General features: G+C 67.3%; 13 protein-coding genes and 1 pseudogene. 8 read left to right on the plus strand and 6 right to left on the minus strand.

Annotation, left to right across the window (positions count from 1 at the left end; genetic code table 11):
* Window positions 1-92: 92 nt before the first annotated feature.
* Complete coding sequence (locus ADBZ9K_RS03860) at window positions 93-941, plus strand: acyl-CoA thioesterase domain-containing protein (RefSeq protein WP_526618619.1); 849 nt, start codon at window positions 93-95, stop codon at window positions 939-941.
* Here the strand turns inward: ADBZ9K_RS03860 and ADBZ9K_RS03865 are convergent, their stop codons facing one another.
* Entirely contained in the window at window positions 942-2,909 is a 1,968-nt protein-coding gene (locus tag ADBZ9K_RS03865; protein WP_526618621.1) for a carbohydrate-binding domain-containing protein, read from the minus strand. It abuts the gene before it with no gap.
* A 429-nt stretch (window positions 2,910-3,338) separates the two neighbouring features.
* On the opposite strand from ADBZ9K_RS03865, the gene ADBZ9K_RS03870 reads away from it, so the two are divergent.
* The gene (locus ADBZ9K_RS03870) at window positions 3,339-4,112 is read left to right on the plus strand and encodes an enoyl-CoA hydratase/isomerase family protein (protein WP_526618623.1); all 774 of its coding nucleotides are present in this window, start codon (window positions 3,339-3,341) and stop codon (window positions 4,110-4,112) included.
* A 103-nt stretch (window positions 4,113-4,215) separates the two neighbouring features.
* Here ADBZ9K_RS03870 and ADBZ9K_RS03875 read toward each other — a convergent pair whose 3' ends face one another.
* Together ADBZ9K_RS03875 and ADBZ9K_RS03880 are read right to left on the minus strand one after the other, a co-directional pair.
* Entirely contained in the window at window positions 4,216-4,926 is a 711-nt protein-coding gene (locus tag ADBZ9K_RS03875) for a transporter substrate-binding domain-containing protein (RefSeq protein ID WP_526618624.1), read from the minus strand.
* Between the two features lie 2 nt (window positions 4,927-4,928).
* Complete coding sequence (locus ADBZ9K_RS03880) at window positions 4,929-6,785, minus strand: fatty acyl-AMP ligase (protein ID WP_526618626.1); 1,857 nt, start codon at window positions 6,783-6,785, stop codon at window positions 4,929-4,931.
* A 102-nt stretch (window positions 6,786-6,887) separates the two neighbouring features.
* On the opposite strand from ADBZ9K_RS03880, the gene ADBZ9K_RS03885 reads away from it, so the two are divergent.
* The 3 genes from ADBZ9K_RS03885 (at window position 6,888) to ADBZ9K_RS03895 (ending at window position 8,931) form a co-directional block, all read left to right on the plus strand.
* Window positions 6,888-7,667 (plus strand): acyl-CoA thioesterase, encoded by a 780-nt coding sequence (locus tag ADBZ9K_RS03885; RefSeq protein WP_526620706.1) that lies wholly within the window; start codon window positions 6,888-6,890, stop codon window positions 7,665-7,667.
* Between the two features lie 39 nt (window positions 7,668-7,706).
* Window positions 7,707-8,534 carry an SDR family oxidoreductase gene (locus tag ADBZ9K_RS03890; RefSeq protein WP_526618628.1) on the plus strand — a complete coding sequence of 276 codons (828 nt, stop codon included), beginning with the start codon at window positions 7,707-7,709 and terminating at the stop codon, window positions 8,532-8,534.
* Between the two features lie 106 nt (window positions 8,535-8,640).
* A complete protein-coding gene (locus ADBZ9K_RS03895; RefSeq protein ID WP_526618630.1) occupies window positions 8,641-8,931 on the plus strand; it encodes a DUF4193 family protein in 291 nt (96 codons plus the stop codon).
* A gap of 104 nt (window positions 8,932-9,035) precedes the next feature.
* On the opposite strand, the pseudogene ripD reads toward ADBZ9K_RS03895, so the two are convergent.
* Window positions 9,036-9,524: pseudogene (gene ripD / locus ADBZ9K_RS03900) on the minus strand (NlpC/P60 family peptidoglycan-binding protein RipD); the annotation flags it as partial.
* A gap of 483 nt (window positions 9,525-10,007) precedes the next feature.
* Here ripD and ADBZ9K_RS03905 point away from each other — a divergent pair.
* Window positions 10,008-10,835: a formate/nitrite transporter family protein gene (locus tag ADBZ9K_RS03905; RefSeq protein ID WP_526618632.1), complete on the plus strand. Its 828-nt coding sequence runs from the start codon at window positions 10,008-10,010 to the stop codon at window positions 10,833-10,835.
* A 16-nt stretch (window positions 10,836-10,851) separates the two neighbouring features.
* Here the strand turns inward: ADBZ9K_RS03905 and ADBZ9K_RS03910 are convergent, their stop codons facing one another.
* On the minus strand, window positions 10,852-12,453 hold the full coding sequence (locus ADBZ9K_RS03910) for a PucR family transcriptional regulator (protein WP_526618633.1): 1,602 nt from the start codon (window positions 12,451-12,453) through the stop codon (window positions 10,852-10,854).
* A gap of 81 nt (window positions 12,454-12,534) precedes the next feature.
* On the opposite strand from ADBZ9K_RS03910, the gene ADBZ9K_RS03915 reads away from it, so the two are divergent.
* Both ADBZ9K_RS03915 and ADBZ9K_RS03920 read left to right on the plus strand, forming a co-directional pair.
* Window positions 12,535-14,052, plus strand: a complete 1,518-nt coding sequence (locus tag ADBZ9K_RS03915; protein ID WP_526618635.1) for a CoA-acylating methylmalonate-semialdehyde dehydrogenase — start codon at window positions 12,535-12,537, stop codon at window positions 14,050-14,052.
* Window positions 14,053-14,075: 23 nt separating this feature from the next.
* Window positions 14,076-15,461: an aminotransferase family protein gene (locus ADBZ9K_RS03920; RefSeq protein WP_526618637.1), complete on the plus strand. Its 1,386-nt coding sequence runs from the start codon at window positions 14,076-14,078 to the stop codon at window positions 15,459-15,461.
* On the opposite strand, the gene ADBZ9K_RS03925 is transcribed toward ADBZ9K_RS03920, so the two are convergent.
* Window positions 15,462-15,806, minus strand: a complete 345-nt coding sequence (locus tag ADBZ9K_RS03925) for a hypothetical protein (RefSeq protein WP_526618638.1) — start codon at window positions 15,804-15,806, stop codon at window positions 15,462-15,464. It abuts the gene before it with no gap.
* Window positions 15,807-15,821 lie beyond the last annotated feature (15 nt).

Here is a 15,821-nt window from a genome sequence, read left to right on the forward strand (position 1 = left end):
ACACCGGAGAGCGGTGGGGCCCGGCATAGTTCCTCGGTGAGTCGTCAAGAAAGCGGCGACTCCCCTACTTTCGCTTTCGAGGAGCGGCCATCATGAGCAGCACCGCGGTGATCTACGACGACGACCTAACCCTGGCACCGGGCACCGGCACCCGGTCCGCGTATTTCGTCGAACAGGGCAACGGAGTCTTCCGGCCCACCCCGGCGGCGACCCCTAGCTGGGCCGACGGTGCGCTCTGCGGGCCCGCCCTGGCGGGCTTGGCAGCCTCGACCCTGGAACGCAAGTACGGCGCCCTCGGGTTCACCCCCACCCGGCTGACCATCGAGCTGCTCAAACCAGCCCGCGCGGTCCCGACCCGCACCCAGACCCGATTGGTCCGGCTTGGTCAGCGCATGCGCACGGCCGAATGCGACATCATGCAGGACGACTGGATCGTGGCACGCGCCACGCTGCTGCAGTACCGGCAGTCTCAGGCGCCGGCCGGTCAGGTATGGGAGTCGGAGGCGACGTTCACCCCGCCGGACCTGAGCACCCCCGCCGACGATGTCGTCTACCTGGGCAGCCCCGATGTGGAGTGGAGCCCGATGGGCCCGCAGCATCAGAACACCGAGCCCAAGTGTGCTTACCACCGTGGGCTGGACGCGGTAGCCGGGCTTGAGGCCACCCCGTTCGTCCGGGCCGTGATCGTCGCCGAGGCGGTCACCCATCTGGTGACGCATCTGGGCACCAATGGGATCGGTTTCCTCAACGGCGACCTGACCGTGGCTCTGGCCCGCCTTCCCCGTAGCGAGTTCCTCGGGGTGCGGGCCGACAACCGCTACGCCGCCAACGGCATATCGGTGGGCAATGCCACCCTGTTCGACGAAGCAGGCGCATTCGGCACCTCAATGGTCACAGCGGTCGCCGACCCCAGTGCCCGGATCGCTCTCGGGCGCAGTTGATCAGGCTCCCGCCGACCCGTCCCAGTTCGCCAGCACCCGTAGTTTTGACCAGGGAATCTTGCTCATGTCGTAGTAGTCCCACGACAGCCCGGCGTTAGACCACACCGCCCCGGGGTTCATCGCCGAGGTTGCGTCGGAGACCAGCTCGAAGCTCACGGCCATCGCCGCGCCGCCCTGGTCGCCCACATAGGCACCATAGGTCTGAAGCGTCTTGGCGATCACTTTCTCGGCGGCTGTGAGGCCGGGAATGGCGTCGACGTCGAGGGACGGGTCGAGCTGGATTCGGGTGCCCTCGGGGATGGGAACCGCCACCCCGGCCATGTTGGTGCCGTCCGACTTGGTGGCCGGGCCGGTGAACAGTGAACCGGCGAGATTACTGGAAATGAAGAGCGCGTGGTTGATCCCGGAGTTGGCGGCCAGCGCGGTGGTGAACTCGGCTGCGGTGACGACTCCGGCATAGCGAGCGATGTTGGTGCCGGTCGCCGAGCCCGATTGATCGACGCCGTTGCCGTTGAGATCGGTCACCCCGCCCCACGCGCCCGACCAGGTGTTGGTGGCACTGTTGTACTTGGCCTGCCAGATGCCGAATGCCTTGCCTGTGGTGGGGTCGAGGACGGCGATCTGACCATCCGAACCCGTGGGCACTTTGGTTCCCAGCGGGATTGGCACGGTGTAGGAACCGACGGGGTCGCTGCCCCACGGCTCGGTGAACGTGACGTCGTATCGGGGCGTCGAACTGGTGATCGCCGAGGACGGAACCAGGGTGACGCCGTACTCATAGAGATTGGTCACGTGCTTGGCGCCCGCCGCGGCCAGATAACTCACCCAGGTTGCGCTATTGGTGGCCAGGACTGGGTTCGACGGGATCGGCTTCCACAGCCAGTCCGCCGCCTGGAAGTAGGGCGGTGCCTGAGTCGACGGGTTAGTCGCACCCGCCACGACCGTGATCTTGTCGAGGCGCAGGTTGCGGTCCTTGGCTGCTGACTGCCGGAGGTCGTTGGTGAACGCGATGCTAATGGTGTGTTGTCCGGCGGCCAGCGAGACCGGGACGGTGTAGTCGGCCCACGTGGTTGACGTCACCGACGTGGTGGCAACCACCTTGCCGTCGATCGAAACCGTCATGGTCGGAGCACCGTTGTACTGGTCACCTCGAGCCCTGATGACCAGGCTCGTCGAAGACGGCAGCGAAAGAGTCTTCGACGCAGTCGAATTCGTCGACAGCAGGAGCGCCTTGCGCCCCGATGCCGCGACGTCGGAGAACGTGGACCCGGCCTTGGCCGGGGCCACCGTCATCGTCTCCGCTTCAATCGTGACGGTGGTGGTCCCGGTTGCCGCCGCATCGGTCGCGGTGATGGTCTCCGAGTATGCCACCGGCCCACCGGCGCTGGCGGCCGTGAAGCCGAACAGGGACTCCAGCTCCCGGCGTGTCCACGCCAGCAGAGTCATCAAGAGCTGGGGAGTCGGGGGCGGGGCGGGCAGCTTGATGCTGTGCACCAGGTTCTCCAGGGCTGACCACGCGCCACTGAGGTCCGGGGCACTCACAACGCTGTTCGCCGCCGCCGGCGCCGCCGCGGTGGCGGCCGCCGCCGGTGCCTCCGCAGCGGCAGTGGCGACCTGGCTGCTGATCGCTCGGGCCGGTGGTGCCACCACCGGGTCGGCGTTCGCACTCGTTGAATCCCGATTCGGCACCGCGGCCCGCGCAGCCGCCGCACGCGGGGGCTGGGCTGCCGAGTCAGCACCGGCCACCGAACGTGACGAGCGCACATCGCGGGCGGACGTCGTCCTCCCCGGCGAGGACGACGGGACCCGCGCGGGACGCCCGGTGCCGCCGGTGGCCGAACCCCCCTGCGACGACGTCGCCGATGGCGACGAGTCAGCACCGGCGCCGGTATCGGCGTGTGCGGTGCCGAGCCCGACCAGTGCCGTTCCGATGCCCAATGCCAGCGCCAACGCGCCGACCCGACCCACGCAACCGGCATAGGAGCCGGTATTGGCTTTTCCGCAACCTAGGGACACAGATGCGCCTGACCGATGGGTTTCTGCTGACATCCCCGACCCCCCCCCGATCAATGGCGGTGGCCTAGCAATTCGGGTTCGCTGGCTAACAGCTATCCCTGCCACGGCCTCCTATTTGTCGCATTCGAAAATTACCAACTACCTGCGCTCATGTCTCGCCGTTCATCAACGCGAACGGATGATTTTCCCTATCCGTAACAGAGAAAAGTTTGCTGGACAGGCCCAGGCGACAATTTGGAACCACCAGAAACCGACAATTTGCTCGCTAACAATCAAGATCGTGTAAATCCAGCAAACAATATGGCCGTTACCAAAACTTTATTGCTGTTGTTGCCCCGGAGGCCGATCCCGCCCGGGGTGCGGCAAAACTAGAGTGCAGCGATGAGCCTCGTCACCTATGAGCTGGACGATCACGTTGCCACCATCACCCTCAACCGCCCCGAGGCGCGCAACGCCATCAACGGCGCACTACGTCAGGACCTCAACGCGGCCTGGGATCGGTTTCGCGACGAGGAAGCAGCCTGGGTCGCGATCCTGACCGCGCATGGCGATACGTTCTGCGCCGGTGCCGACCTCAAAGACGGTGAAGGTTCTGTCGGCACCTTCGGCGGTACGTTCTGGGAGAAGCCGACCATCAACTCGTTCGAGTCCGGTATGGAACTCTTCAAGCCGACCATCGCGGCGGTCCACGGGCCCTGCGTGGGATACGGGCTCACCGGGGTGCTGTTCTGTGACTTCGTGATCGCCTCCACCGCGGCCAGCTTCGCCTTTCCCGAAGTTTCCCTCGGTGTCCCGACGATCGTCGGGGCCATCCGCCTGCCGCACCGCGTCGGTTGGGCGAATGCCATGGAGCTGCTCCTGACCGGCAAGCCGATCGGGGCCGAGCGGGCCAAGGAAATCGGCCTGGTGTGGAAACTGGTGGAACCCGAGGACCTGCTCGCCGAGGCTCGTGCGTGGGCGCGCATCCTCACCGCGGCGGCCCCGCTGGCGCAGCGGGCCACCAAGGAGGTGGCCTGGCGCACCGCCGACATGGGCTGGATCGAGTCGGTGCGCTTCGGTGAGGTGATGCGCAAAGTCGCCGGTGCCACCGAGGACGTCGGCGAAGGCCTGCAAGCCTGGCGGGAGAAACGCGCGCCCCGATGGCGGGGACGCTGAATCTAACCCGGCGGGCGCCCTAACTCGCAGCGGTAGGGGCGGGACTGCCCAGCCAGCGCTCATAGCTGCGGGCGAAGGTGCCGTCATGGAGCGCCTGGCGCAATCAGGCATCCGCCTGCCCGAGGATCGGGCTTCCCGGCGGCAGCATGTAAGCCTTGAGCTCGGCGGTGAAGGCCGCATCCGGGCGCACCGCGACTAGCCCGGGATTCCGCGACGACTGGTAGATCGCCTCGATTGAGTCGGTGACCATGACGTCGGCGTTTCCGGCCGCCACTTGATCGAAGATCGTGGTGTTGTCGGGCCAGATCGTGATGTCGGCGGCGGGGAAGCTCGCCCGGGCGAACTGCTCGTTGGTGCCGCCGGGGTTTTCGATCACCCGTACGCCCGGCTGGTCGATCTGATCGATCGAGGAAAATCGGTCGGCGGCGGCGGTCGACGTCAACGGCACCTTCCCGCCGGACAGATAGGGCTCGGTGAATTCGGCGATCCGGCGGCGCTGCGGGGTGTCGGTGATCCCGCCCATAGCGATGTCGCATTTTCCCGGGGTTGCCAGGTCCCTCGACAGCGTGGACCAGGTGGTCGCGACGAAAGCCGGCTCACGTCCGAGGTGGGCGGCGAGGTCGACGGCCATGTCGATGTCGATGCCGCTGTACTGCCCGGTGACCGGATCGCGGTAGGTCAGCGGACGGTAATCGCCGGTGGTACAGACCTTCAGCGAGCCGGAGGGGCCACCGGCCGAGGCCGCCGGCACCGACACCCACACGGCCGCGGCCACGGTGAGGACGGCGCCGGCGGCCAGCCAGGACGCAGACATGGTCAGTGTGCGGCCAGTTGCCCGGCGAGATACGCGGAGCGACAGGCACGGCGGGCCAGCTTGCCGCTGGTGGTCCGCGGAATCGTCCCCGCCGGCACCAGGTGAACACGGGCAGCGGCGATGTCGTAGCGCTCCTTTACCGCGGCCCGGATCGCCGCTATCGCGGCCTGCGGGTCGGCACGGCTGGTACCCGCAGCCCGCTCGGCGATGATCACCAGCTGCTCGGCGGAACCGTCGGTATCGAAGTCGGGGATCTCGTTGGCGGGCAGGGAAAATGCCGTGACATAACCTCGCCGGACGAGCGGGGAGGCGGCCGCTGCGGCCGACTCGATGTCGTGGGGATAGTAGGTACGGTCGTCCATGGTCAGCAGATCCGCGATACGCCCGGTCACATAAAGCTCGCCGTCGAGATAGAAACCCAGATCGCCGGTACGCAGCCACTTCGCGGCCGGGGGCGTTCCCTCGGCGTGACTGCCTGCATTGCACCGCGCGGTTAACTCGGCGCCGAATGTCTCGAGTGTCTCCTCGGGCCGTCCCCAGTAGCCGCGGCCGATATTGTGGCCGGACAACCAGATTTCGCCCACCTCGCCGTCGGGCAACTCCCGGCCGGTTTCCGGGTCGACCATCACCGCCCACAGGCTGCGGGCGACCTGACCGCACGAAACCTGTTCGACGGCATCGGGATCCCCGGGTGCGGCCACCACGGCACGCCCGGCCGCCAACTCCACGCCGTCCACATAGACCACCGTCGGGGTGGCCGTCGGAGCAATCGTGGCGACGAACAGCGTCGCCTCGGCGATGCCGTAGGACGGTTTGAACGCCGTAGGGGTCAACCCGTGTGGTGCGAACGCCGCGCTGAACGTCCTGATCGCGTCGATGCTGACCGGCTCGGAACCGATGATCATCACGACATTGCTCAGATCGACGTCGTCACCGGCGTCGGGCAGGCCGCGCTGTGCGGTCCATTCATACGCGAAATTCGGTGCGGCAGTGACGACATGGCCCTCGCGGGAGCCAGCCGACAGAGCGTGCACCCAGCGCTGCGGGCGGCGGACGAACGCGGTTGGCGACAACAGCGTGGAATGCCCGCCGTAGACCGTGGGGAATCCGATCATCGACAGCCCCATGTCATGGTAAAGCGGTAACCAGCTGACGCCGTGGGTGTTTCGATCGAGCAGATCGATCGACAGGATCATCTGGATCAGGTTCGTCCCGACGGCTCGGTGGGTGATCTCCACTCCCACCGGGGGGCGGGTCGACCCCGAGGTGTACTGCAGGTGTGATACATCGTCGACGTCGATGTCGATGGGGACGAACCCGTCTCCGGCGCAGTCCTCGATGTCGTCGATGACCAGCACCCGCGGTTGTCGACTCACCGGGAGCTTCGCCAGGAACGCCGTGACGCCGTCGACGACGGCCGAGGTGGTCAGCACCAGCGCCGGCTCGGAATCACCGAGTGCGGTGCCGAGGCGCTCGGCGTGACCGGGCAACTCAGGCGCGAACAACGGCACGGCGATGGTTCCGGCCTTGATCGCCCCGAAGAACCCGGTGATGTAGTCCAGACCCTGCGGGGCCAGGATGGCCACCCGGTCACCCCGGGCCGCAGCCTGTTGGACCTGGGCGCCGACGGCCAGCAGGCGGCGGCCGAGCTGCGCCCAGGTCAATTCGGAGACCTGACCGTCCGATGAATGGCTGTAGTCGATGTACCGATAGGCAACGGAATCACCAACATTGGCGACATTGCGCTCGATCAGCGAGATGAGCGTCACACCCGGTGGCAACACCACGCCGCCGTCGGGGTCCAGACAGTCCTCGATGCGCAGCAGCCCCTCGGGGGCGTCGCTGTGGCCGCGATCCATGAGCGCAGTCTAAGCACGGCGACGCCGGCAACTGCCGGCTCCCGCCGCGGCACCAACGGCTATCGTGAATTCGATTTCGACCACCACTACCGCGGGGAGAACATGGCGAGCTGGATCGCCGAGCTGGTCCGGCTCGACGATGACGCCGGGTCTTTCCGGACGTCGGCGGCATTGGGGGTCGGCCCCCGGTTGTTCGGCGGGTTGATCGCCGCGCAGGCGCTGGCGGCTGCGGGCGCCACCGTCGATCCCGCGCGTATCCCGCAGTCGTTGCATGCGTACTTCATCAGGGGCGGCCGGATCGGCGTCGATATCGAGTTCACCGTGGAGATCACCCGTGACGGGCGCTCATTCAACACCCGCCGGGTCACCGCCGCGCAGGACGGCTCGGCGATCTTCGAGATGATGGCGTCCTTTCACCAGCCCGAGACCACTACCGACTGGCAGCGCCCGGAACGGCCCACGACGCCGCTGGCCGAGGCGACGTCGGTCACAGCACTGCGCGAACAGTGGGCTGATCACTTCGAGATCCGGGTTCCGCCCGGCAGACCCGACGATTGGCCTCACCAGCCGTTCTGGTTTCGCAGCCGGGAACCCGTCGAAGACGACCCACTCCTGCACGCGTGCGCGTTGACGTTCATCTCCGACATCGGCCTGGTGTCCTCGGCGCGCCCACCTGGGGCGGTCTCCCCCGGTCCCGGTGGCGCCGCCAGCCTCGACCATGCGCTGTGGCTGCACCGCCCGACCGATCCGCACCAGTGGCACCTGTACGACGCCGTCGCCGTGAGTCACAGCGACGCGCGGGGCCTGGCACGCGGCTCGATTCAGCGTCATGACGGCACGCTGGTCGCCAGCGTGGCTCAGGAATCGCTCTGGCGTCCTTGATCCGACACCTTGGGCGTGCACTGCGCTATGTTCTCCGCCGTGCAGAGTTTCGAGGGCCGGGCGGCGGTGATCACCGGCGGCGCCAGCGGTATCGGACTGGCCGCAGCACGGGAATTCGCCCAGCGCGGCGCCCGCGTCGTGCTCGGTGATGTCGACCGAAGCGCACTCGACGATGCGGTGTCGGGCCTTCGAGCCGACGGATTCACCGCGCACGGCGTGGTGTGCGACGTCCGCCGCATCGAGGACGTCGAGAACCTCGCCGACGAGGCATTCGGGCTTCACGGCGCAGTGCACATCGTGTTCAACAACGCCGGCGTCGCCCTGGCTGGCCCCGTCGCGGACATGACCCACGACGACTGGCGCTGGTTGATCGACATCGACCTGTGGGGCCCCATCCACGGGGTTGAGGTGTTCCTGCCCCGGTTACGAGACCAGCGCGACGGTGGGCACATCCTGTTCACAGCGTCGTTCGCGGGACTGGTCGCCAACGTCGGGCTCGGTCCGTACTGCGTTGCCAAGTATGGTGTGGTCGCCCTGGCCGAGACGTTGTCGCGTGAGTTGCGCGGCGACGGCATCGGAGTCTCGGTGCTGTGTCCGATGCTGGTGGACACGAATCTGTCCGCCAATTCCCAGCGGAGCCGGGCCGGGGACACCGCGCAGCCAGCCGAGAATGCTTCGCTGTCAGACCATGTCACCGACGACGTGGTGCTCGACGTCACGGCGGTCGCGCGGCTGACGGCCGACGCTGTCGAGGCCAATCGGCTCTATGTATTGCCACACCGAAACTCGCGGGAGTCGATCCGGCGGAGGTTCGAAAGGATCGACCGGACCTTCGAGGAACAGGCCGCAGAGGGGTGGCGGGACTGATCGGGCGGAAAACCGGTGTTTAGCGAGCGCCGGGATCGGGAACAATGTCGCATTCGGCCGCGTTGACGCCACAGTTGCACGCGGAACGATCTGAAAGGCACGGACCATGACGGTTGATTACGACGCCCCCCGGCGCACCCAGGCCGAGCCTGAGGAAGAATCGCTGGAAGACCTGGCAGGTCGGCGCAAGGACGCGGCTACGGCCGTGATCGACGTCGATGAAAGCGATGTCGCGGAATCCTTCGAGCTGCCCGGCGCCGACCTCTCCGACGAGGAGCTCACGGTGCGGGTGATTCCCAAGCAGGCTGACGAGTTCACCTGCAGCAGCTGTTTTCTGGTGCATCACCGCAGCCGGCTGGCGGATGCTGCCAGCATGGTGTGCACCGACTGCGCCTAGGCATAGACGGGGCTGACCACCGGCCGCACCCGGCTGTTCGGGTGTGGGCGGTGGTCAGCTCGGTTTGTTGCGCGATTGCAGCTCGACACCACGTCGGGCTAGGCGATGACGCGAACCAGGTAGGGCGCCATCTCGGCGGTGCGCACCGGCGATACCGCTACGACGGTGTCGGTGACCTCCAGCATCTGTCCGTTGCCTAAGAACATGGCCACGCTTTGCGTGCCGTCCGGTCCGTAGAAGATCAAGTCGCCCGGAAGCGCCTGATCCGCCGTGACGTGCTCGCCCACCTTGTACATGTCACCCGAGGACCGCGGCAGCTTGGCCCCGACACCGGCATACACGTACTGGATCAGGCCCGAAGAGTCGAATCCGACGGTCGTCGCGCCCGTTCCCTTGCCCAGGGTCGGACCGGTAATGTCCCCACCGGCCCAGGAGTACGGCACTCCGCGCTGGGCAAGCCCGCGATCGATCACGATCTTGACGTACTGGTCGCGGCTCACCGGCGCGGCATTGGCGGGCGACACCAGACCGGGGATGGCGAACAGCATCGCCAGGGCGATTGCAAATACGGACAACCGTTTAATCATCATCATCTCCACCTCTCCGGGACCGCGGTGACGTTGCGTCGCACCGCCGGCCCACGACTTACTCCTCGCGCCGGGAACGCCTCGAGAGCAAAACTCCCCCGACCACAGAGGTCACTTCTGTAACTTCTACAGCAAACAGCGGACCCCTGCTCACCACGCCCGCGAGGTGAGCAGGGGTTTTAGCCGAACCGTGACGCAACGGTGTCCGAAGTGGTGCCGTCTGTTGCCCGATCAGTTGCCATTTCCCGGTGGCCCGCCATCGGGTTGACGGTCCGTTCACCGGGGCGCCCGGCACCCGCCTTCGGGGCCGGTGATCGGCGACCCGCAGCAACGCCTCGCCGCCGCGGCAGGCGTTGGCAAATTCCTGAAACCCGGGTCCCCGGCGAGCCCGCCGACACGACGCAACGAGTGGACCGCCGCCCCACCGTGTCGCCGGCGCCACGCGCGGGTACCCCGTACGGTCCGACACCGTCGACTTAGAGGACCGTCGTGAGCGAAACGAGCCAGCGCCAACTCGGCGAGTCCGATAGTCCCATCGAGGACGAACTCGAAGACGCCTTCACCCGGATGGTCGACGAAGGTAGCCAGCGTCTGCACCGAAGCTGGCGGGAAGTTCTGATCACCGGCTTCTTCGGCGGAACCGAGGTCGCGATGGGCGTGCTCGCCTACCTGAGCGTGTTGCACGAGACACACAATCAGCTGCTCGCGGGCCTGGCGTTCTCGATCGGATTCCTCGCCTTGCTGCTCGGCCGCAGCGAGCTGTTCACCGAGGGCTTCCTGGTACCAGTCACGACGGTGGCAGCCAAGCGGGCCAGCCTGGCACAGCTGGGGAAGTTGTGGAGCGGCACGCTGGTGGCCAACCTCGTCGGCGGCTGGGTCATCATGTGGCTGATCATCACCGCACTACCGAAACTCCATGCGCAAACCGTGGAGTCCGCAGGGCATTTCGCGACCGCGCCGCCATCGGTGCAGAACGTGGCGCTGGCCGTGCTGGGTGGGATGGCCATCACGTTGATGACGCGCATGCAGCACGGCACCGACTCGATGCCCGGCAAGATCGCGGCTGCGGTGGCCGGGGCCTTCCTGCTGGCGGGCCTCCAGCTGTTTCATTCGATCTTGGATTCGCTCCTGATCTTCGGTGCGCTGGCCACCGGCGCGGCGCCGTTCGGCTATCTCGACTGGCTGGGCTGGTTCGGCTACACCCTGGCCGGCAACGTCGTCGGCGGTCTGGTGCTGGTGACCTTGCTGCGGCTGCTGCGCAGCAAGGAACGTTTGAAAGACGAACGGCGAACCGCCGAGGCGCCGGCCACACAGTAGTTCCGGGTGCAGCGCGCTACTCCCCCGCCGGATTCAGAATGAGCATCGCCACGTGCAGCGAAGTCCGGGACTCCGCGTCATCGAGGTCCAGCCCGAGGATTCGTTGCAGTGCGTCCAACCGGGAGTACAGCGTGGGGCGCGACATGTGCAAGGTGCGGGCAAGCTCGGCCTTGTTGCCGCCGGCATCCAGGAATGCGCGCAGCAGGTCGAACGCCTCGTCACCGTGTGTGGCGCGATGGGCCAGCAACCCGGCCAGTTCCGTCTCGGCGAATGCCTGGACTCGCGGATCGGATCGGATGAGCGACAGCAGACCCCGCAGGCGTACATCGGCGGCGCGATGAAAAGGCTTGTCGTGCAAGGGTAACGGCAACGACATCGCAACCTCGGCGACGTGGCCCGCCTCGCGCAGGCCGCCGACGGCGTCGATGAGCCGGCTGGATTCGGGCCCCACCCCGATCACGCACTCGCTGACCCCGTCCACGCGAGTGATCGACCGGCGGATCGCCGAGCAGACGTCACCCAGAACCTCTTCCAGCGAGCCGGTCTGGCCGCTGGCACGCTGCGGCGCCAGCACCAAGTCGATCTGGCCGTCATCGCGGGTCGCGGCCAGGCCGGTGTGACCGGCGGCGCGGACGGTATGCATGATCGCGTCGAGCGTGCGCACCCGCCGCTGCTGGACCACCACCTGGTCGGCGCCGGCCGCCTCCCACAGCCGGGCCGCCAGTGGCACGTAGGTCAGCGCCGGCCGCAGCCCCAGCGCGTGAGCCCGGGCGGTCGCCTCGGCCTCATCGACGATCCGGCCCCGGCGCAGGTCGTCGACCAGGCCGCTCTGCGCGCGCAGTTCCAGCGAACTGCGGTTCTGTTCGACCATCCGGTGCAGGGCCAGCGCCTGCGCCGCGCGCTCGAGCGTCATCACCGTCCGCCCGTCGGCCTCAGCGATCCGCGGGGCGATCAGCCTGCCCCACTCCTCCCGATAGGGGCCGACCCGGCAGGCCGTCCACGCACCGTCGGCGCTGAGTCGCGACCGCCGCTCCCAGTCGCCGAGCAGCACCGACACCGGTACGGACCGCCCGTCGAACGCCAGCACCTGCCGGTTGAGGTCCTCGAGCACGATCGGCGTATCGAGCATCTCCGCCGCGGCCTTCACGATCTGGTCGATCGAGGCGCGTTGCATGCTCAGCGCGGTGAATGCCTCGTGTACCCGCTGGCCGTAGGCCACCTCGGCGTACTGATCGGCAACGATCCGGCGGTGGACGTCCTCGGTGACCTCCACGAAGCGGACCGGGAGGTGCAGGGCAATCACCGGAAGCGCCAGCGCCGCGCCGATGGCCCGAACCGATTCCGGCACCACATCGATGTGAAGCCCGAGCTCGACCACCACCCCCACCGCACCGGCGGCGGCTAGGCCCGGCAGGTAGGCGTCGCGGCGGGCCGGGTCCGCCAGCGCCTGCCCGGTGGTCAGGACCAGCTCGCCCCCGGTCAGCAGGCCCGACAGGTCTGGCAGGTCGCTGACGTGAACCCAGCGCACCGGTCGATCCAGCGGCCCCGAGCACACCACCTCAGGGTCGCCGGCCCGGACCGTCGGCAGGTCCAAGATGTCGTGGAGCGTCAGCTGCATTTACATAGTGTAAGAGTTCACGGCGAATTGCTTACATATCGTCGGCACGGATGGGTGGTGCCAGCCGCGAGAATCGACAGCATGACCCTCACTGCGCCCAACACCCGCGTCCGCACCATCGGCCACTGGGCCGACGGGAAGAACTTCGCCGGCAGCAGTGACCGCACCGCGCCGGTCACCAATCCCGCCACCGGTCAGATCACCGGCCAGGTCGCGCTGGCCGACGTCGCCGACGCGCAGGCAGTTATCGCCGCCGCGGCCGCCGCGTTCCCGGCCTGGCGCGACACCTCGCTGGCCAAGCGCACGACGGTGCTCTTCGCCTTCAGGGAGCTGCTCAACGCCCGCAAGGAAGAGCTGGCCGCGATCATCACCGCCGAACACGGCAAGGTGCTCTCCGACGCCCTCGGTGAGGTCAGCCGGGGTCAGGAAGTCGTCGAATTCGCCTGCGGCATCTCGCATCTGCTCAAGGGCGGGATGACCGAGAACGCGTCGACCAACGTCGACGTGGCCTCGATCCGCCAGCCGCTCGGCCCGGTGGCCGTCATCAGCCCCTTCAACTTCCCCGCGATGGTGCCGATGTGGTTCTTCCCCATCGCCATCGCCGCCGGAAACACCGTGGTGCTCAAGCCTTCTGAGAAGGATCCGTCGGCCGCGCTGTGGATCGCCAACCTGTGGGCCGAGGCCGGGCTGCCGGCCGGAGTGTTCAACGTGCTGCAGGGCGACAAGGTCGCCGTCGACGAGCTGCTGACCAACAAGAACATCAAGGCCGTCAGCTTCGTCGGCTCGACCCCGATCGCGCAGTACATCTACTCGACCGCGACCCTGCACGGCAAGCGGGTGCAGGCCCTGGGTGGCGCCAAGAACCATGCGGTGATCCTGCCCGACGCCGACCTCGACCTGGCCGCCGACGCGATGGTCAACGCCGGCTTCGGTTCGGCCGGTGAGCGCTGCATGGCGATCTCGGCGGCAGTCGCGGTCGGACCGATCGCCGACGAGCTGGTCGCCAAGATCGCCGAGCGCACCACGACACTGAAGATCGGCGACGGTACCCGCAACACCGACATGGGCCCGCTGGTGACGAAGGCCCACCGCGACAAGGTCGCCTCCTACATCGACGCGGGTGAAGCCGACGGCGCCACCATCGTCGTCGACGGCCGCGGCACCCAGGTCGACGGGGAAGCAGACGGCTTCTGGCTGGGACCCACCCTGATCGACAACGTCACCCCGGAGATGAGCGTCTACACCGACGAGATCTTCGGGCCGGTGCTCTCAGTGCTGCGGGTCGACACCTACGACGAGGCGCTGGCGCTGATCAACTCCAACCCCTACGGCAACGGCACCGCGATCTTCACCAATGACGGCGGGGCCGCGCGGCGCTTCCAGAACGAGGTCGAGGTCGGCATGGTCGGCATCAACGTGCCGATCCCGGTTCCGACGGCCTACTACAGTTTCGGCGGCTGGAAGAGTTCGCTGTTCGGCGACACCCATGCCCACGGCACCGAAGGCGTGCACTTCTTCACCCGTGGCAAGGTGGTCACCACACGGTGGCTCGATCCCAGCCACGGCGGTATCAACCTCGGCTTCCCGCAGAACCACTGAGCTAGAAAGAGGCACACACGCATATGACTGCTACCCAGTCCCATGTCCTGCCCAACGGCCAGGACATCGACACCGCCCGCGCCGAAGCCGCCCGGACCTACGAACTCGACCGGCAGCACGTGTTCCACTCCTGGTCGGCGCAGGCCCAGATCAAGCCGATGACGATCGTGGCTTCGGACGGCTCCTACGTCTGGGACGGTGACGGCAACAAGCTGCTCGACTTCTCCTCGCAGCTGGTGTTCACCAACATCGGGCATCAGCATCCGAAGGTCGTCGCCGCCATCGCCGAGCAGGCCGCCAAGCTGTGCACCATCGCACCGCAGCACGCCAATGCCGCCCGGTCCGAAGCCGCCCGGCTGATCGCCGAGCGGACCCCCGGTGACTTGAACCGGGTGTTCTTCACCAACGGCGGTGCCGACGCCGTCGAGCATGCAGTGCGGATGGCCCGCCTGCACACCGGCCGCTACAAGGTGCTCTCCAGGTACCGCTCGTACCACGGTGGCACCGACACCGCGATCAACCTCACCGGCGACCCGCGGCGCTACCCCAACGATTACGCCAGCAGCGGCGTCGTGCACTTCAACGGTCCGTTCCTGTACCGGTCGTCGTTCTTCGCCGAGAACGAGCAGCAGGAGTCGCAGCGAGCGTTGGACTACCTGGAGCGGCTCATCGCCCACGAGGGCCCGGCATCGATCGCGGCGATCATCCTGGAATCCGTGCCCGGCACGGCGGGCATCATGGTGCCCCCGCCCGGATATATGGCCGGCGTGCGGGAGATCTGCGACCGGCACGGCATCGTCTTCATCGCCGATGAGGTGATGGCCGGGTTCGGGCGGACTGGAAAGTGGTTCGCAATCCAGAACTTTGACGTGGTGCCGGACCTGATGACCTTCGCCAAGGGCGTGACATCCGGCTACGTGCCGCTCGGCGGCGTGGCCATCAACGACGCGATCTATGCGACGTTCGCCGATCGCGCCTACCCGGGCGGGCTGACCTACTCGGGGCATCCGCTGGCCTGCGGCGCCGCAGTGGCGACGATCAACGCCATGGAGGACGAGGGCATGGTGGCCAACGCTGCCCGGATCGGCGAGCAGGTGCTCGGCCCCGGTCTGCGCGAGCTGGCCCAGCGCCACCCGTCGGTCGGCGAGGTTCGTGGCCTCGGCGTGTTCTGGGCGATCGAGCTGGTGGCCAACCAGCAGACCCGTGAGCCGCTGGCCCCCTACGGCGGCTCCAGCCCGGCGATGAATGCGGTGCTGGCCGCCTGCAAATCCGGCGGGTTGCTGCCCTTCGCCAACTTCAACCGGATCCACGCGGTCCCGGCGTGCAACATCACCGACGCCGAGGTCGCCGAGGGGCTGGCGATCCTGGACAAGGCACTCGACGTCGCCGACGAGCACGTGGTCGGCTGATCAGTACGGAGTTGTGTGCTGGGTCAGGATGAACAGCGCCAACCCCAGGCACAGCAGCACGTTCAGCGCGATGAGCACGCCGGCGCCGATAATCAGCCAGTGAACGCATCGGCGTTGGGCGCGGCCACGTTTCGATCGCCGCTGCTCGCTGAGCAGCTGCGTCGCGGTCAGCGCGAAAGTGACGTCGACGAGTTCGTCGTCGGTAGCCGACTCGCCCTTGGCGATCTGCTGCAGACGCTCCGGCGGGATGCCGACACCGACACCGGCGAAATCACGGCTCATCCGCTTGAGCTGTCGGGGGCTCGATCGATGGCTCGGTAGCCGCGGATCGGACCAGTCGGTCATAGCTTGCTGACTGTA

Origin of the sequence: Mycobacterium sp., assembly GCF_965229265.1 — a bacterium.
Classification (GTDB): Bacteria; Actinomycetota; Actinomycetes; order Mycobacteriales; family Mycobacteriaceae; genus Mycobacterium.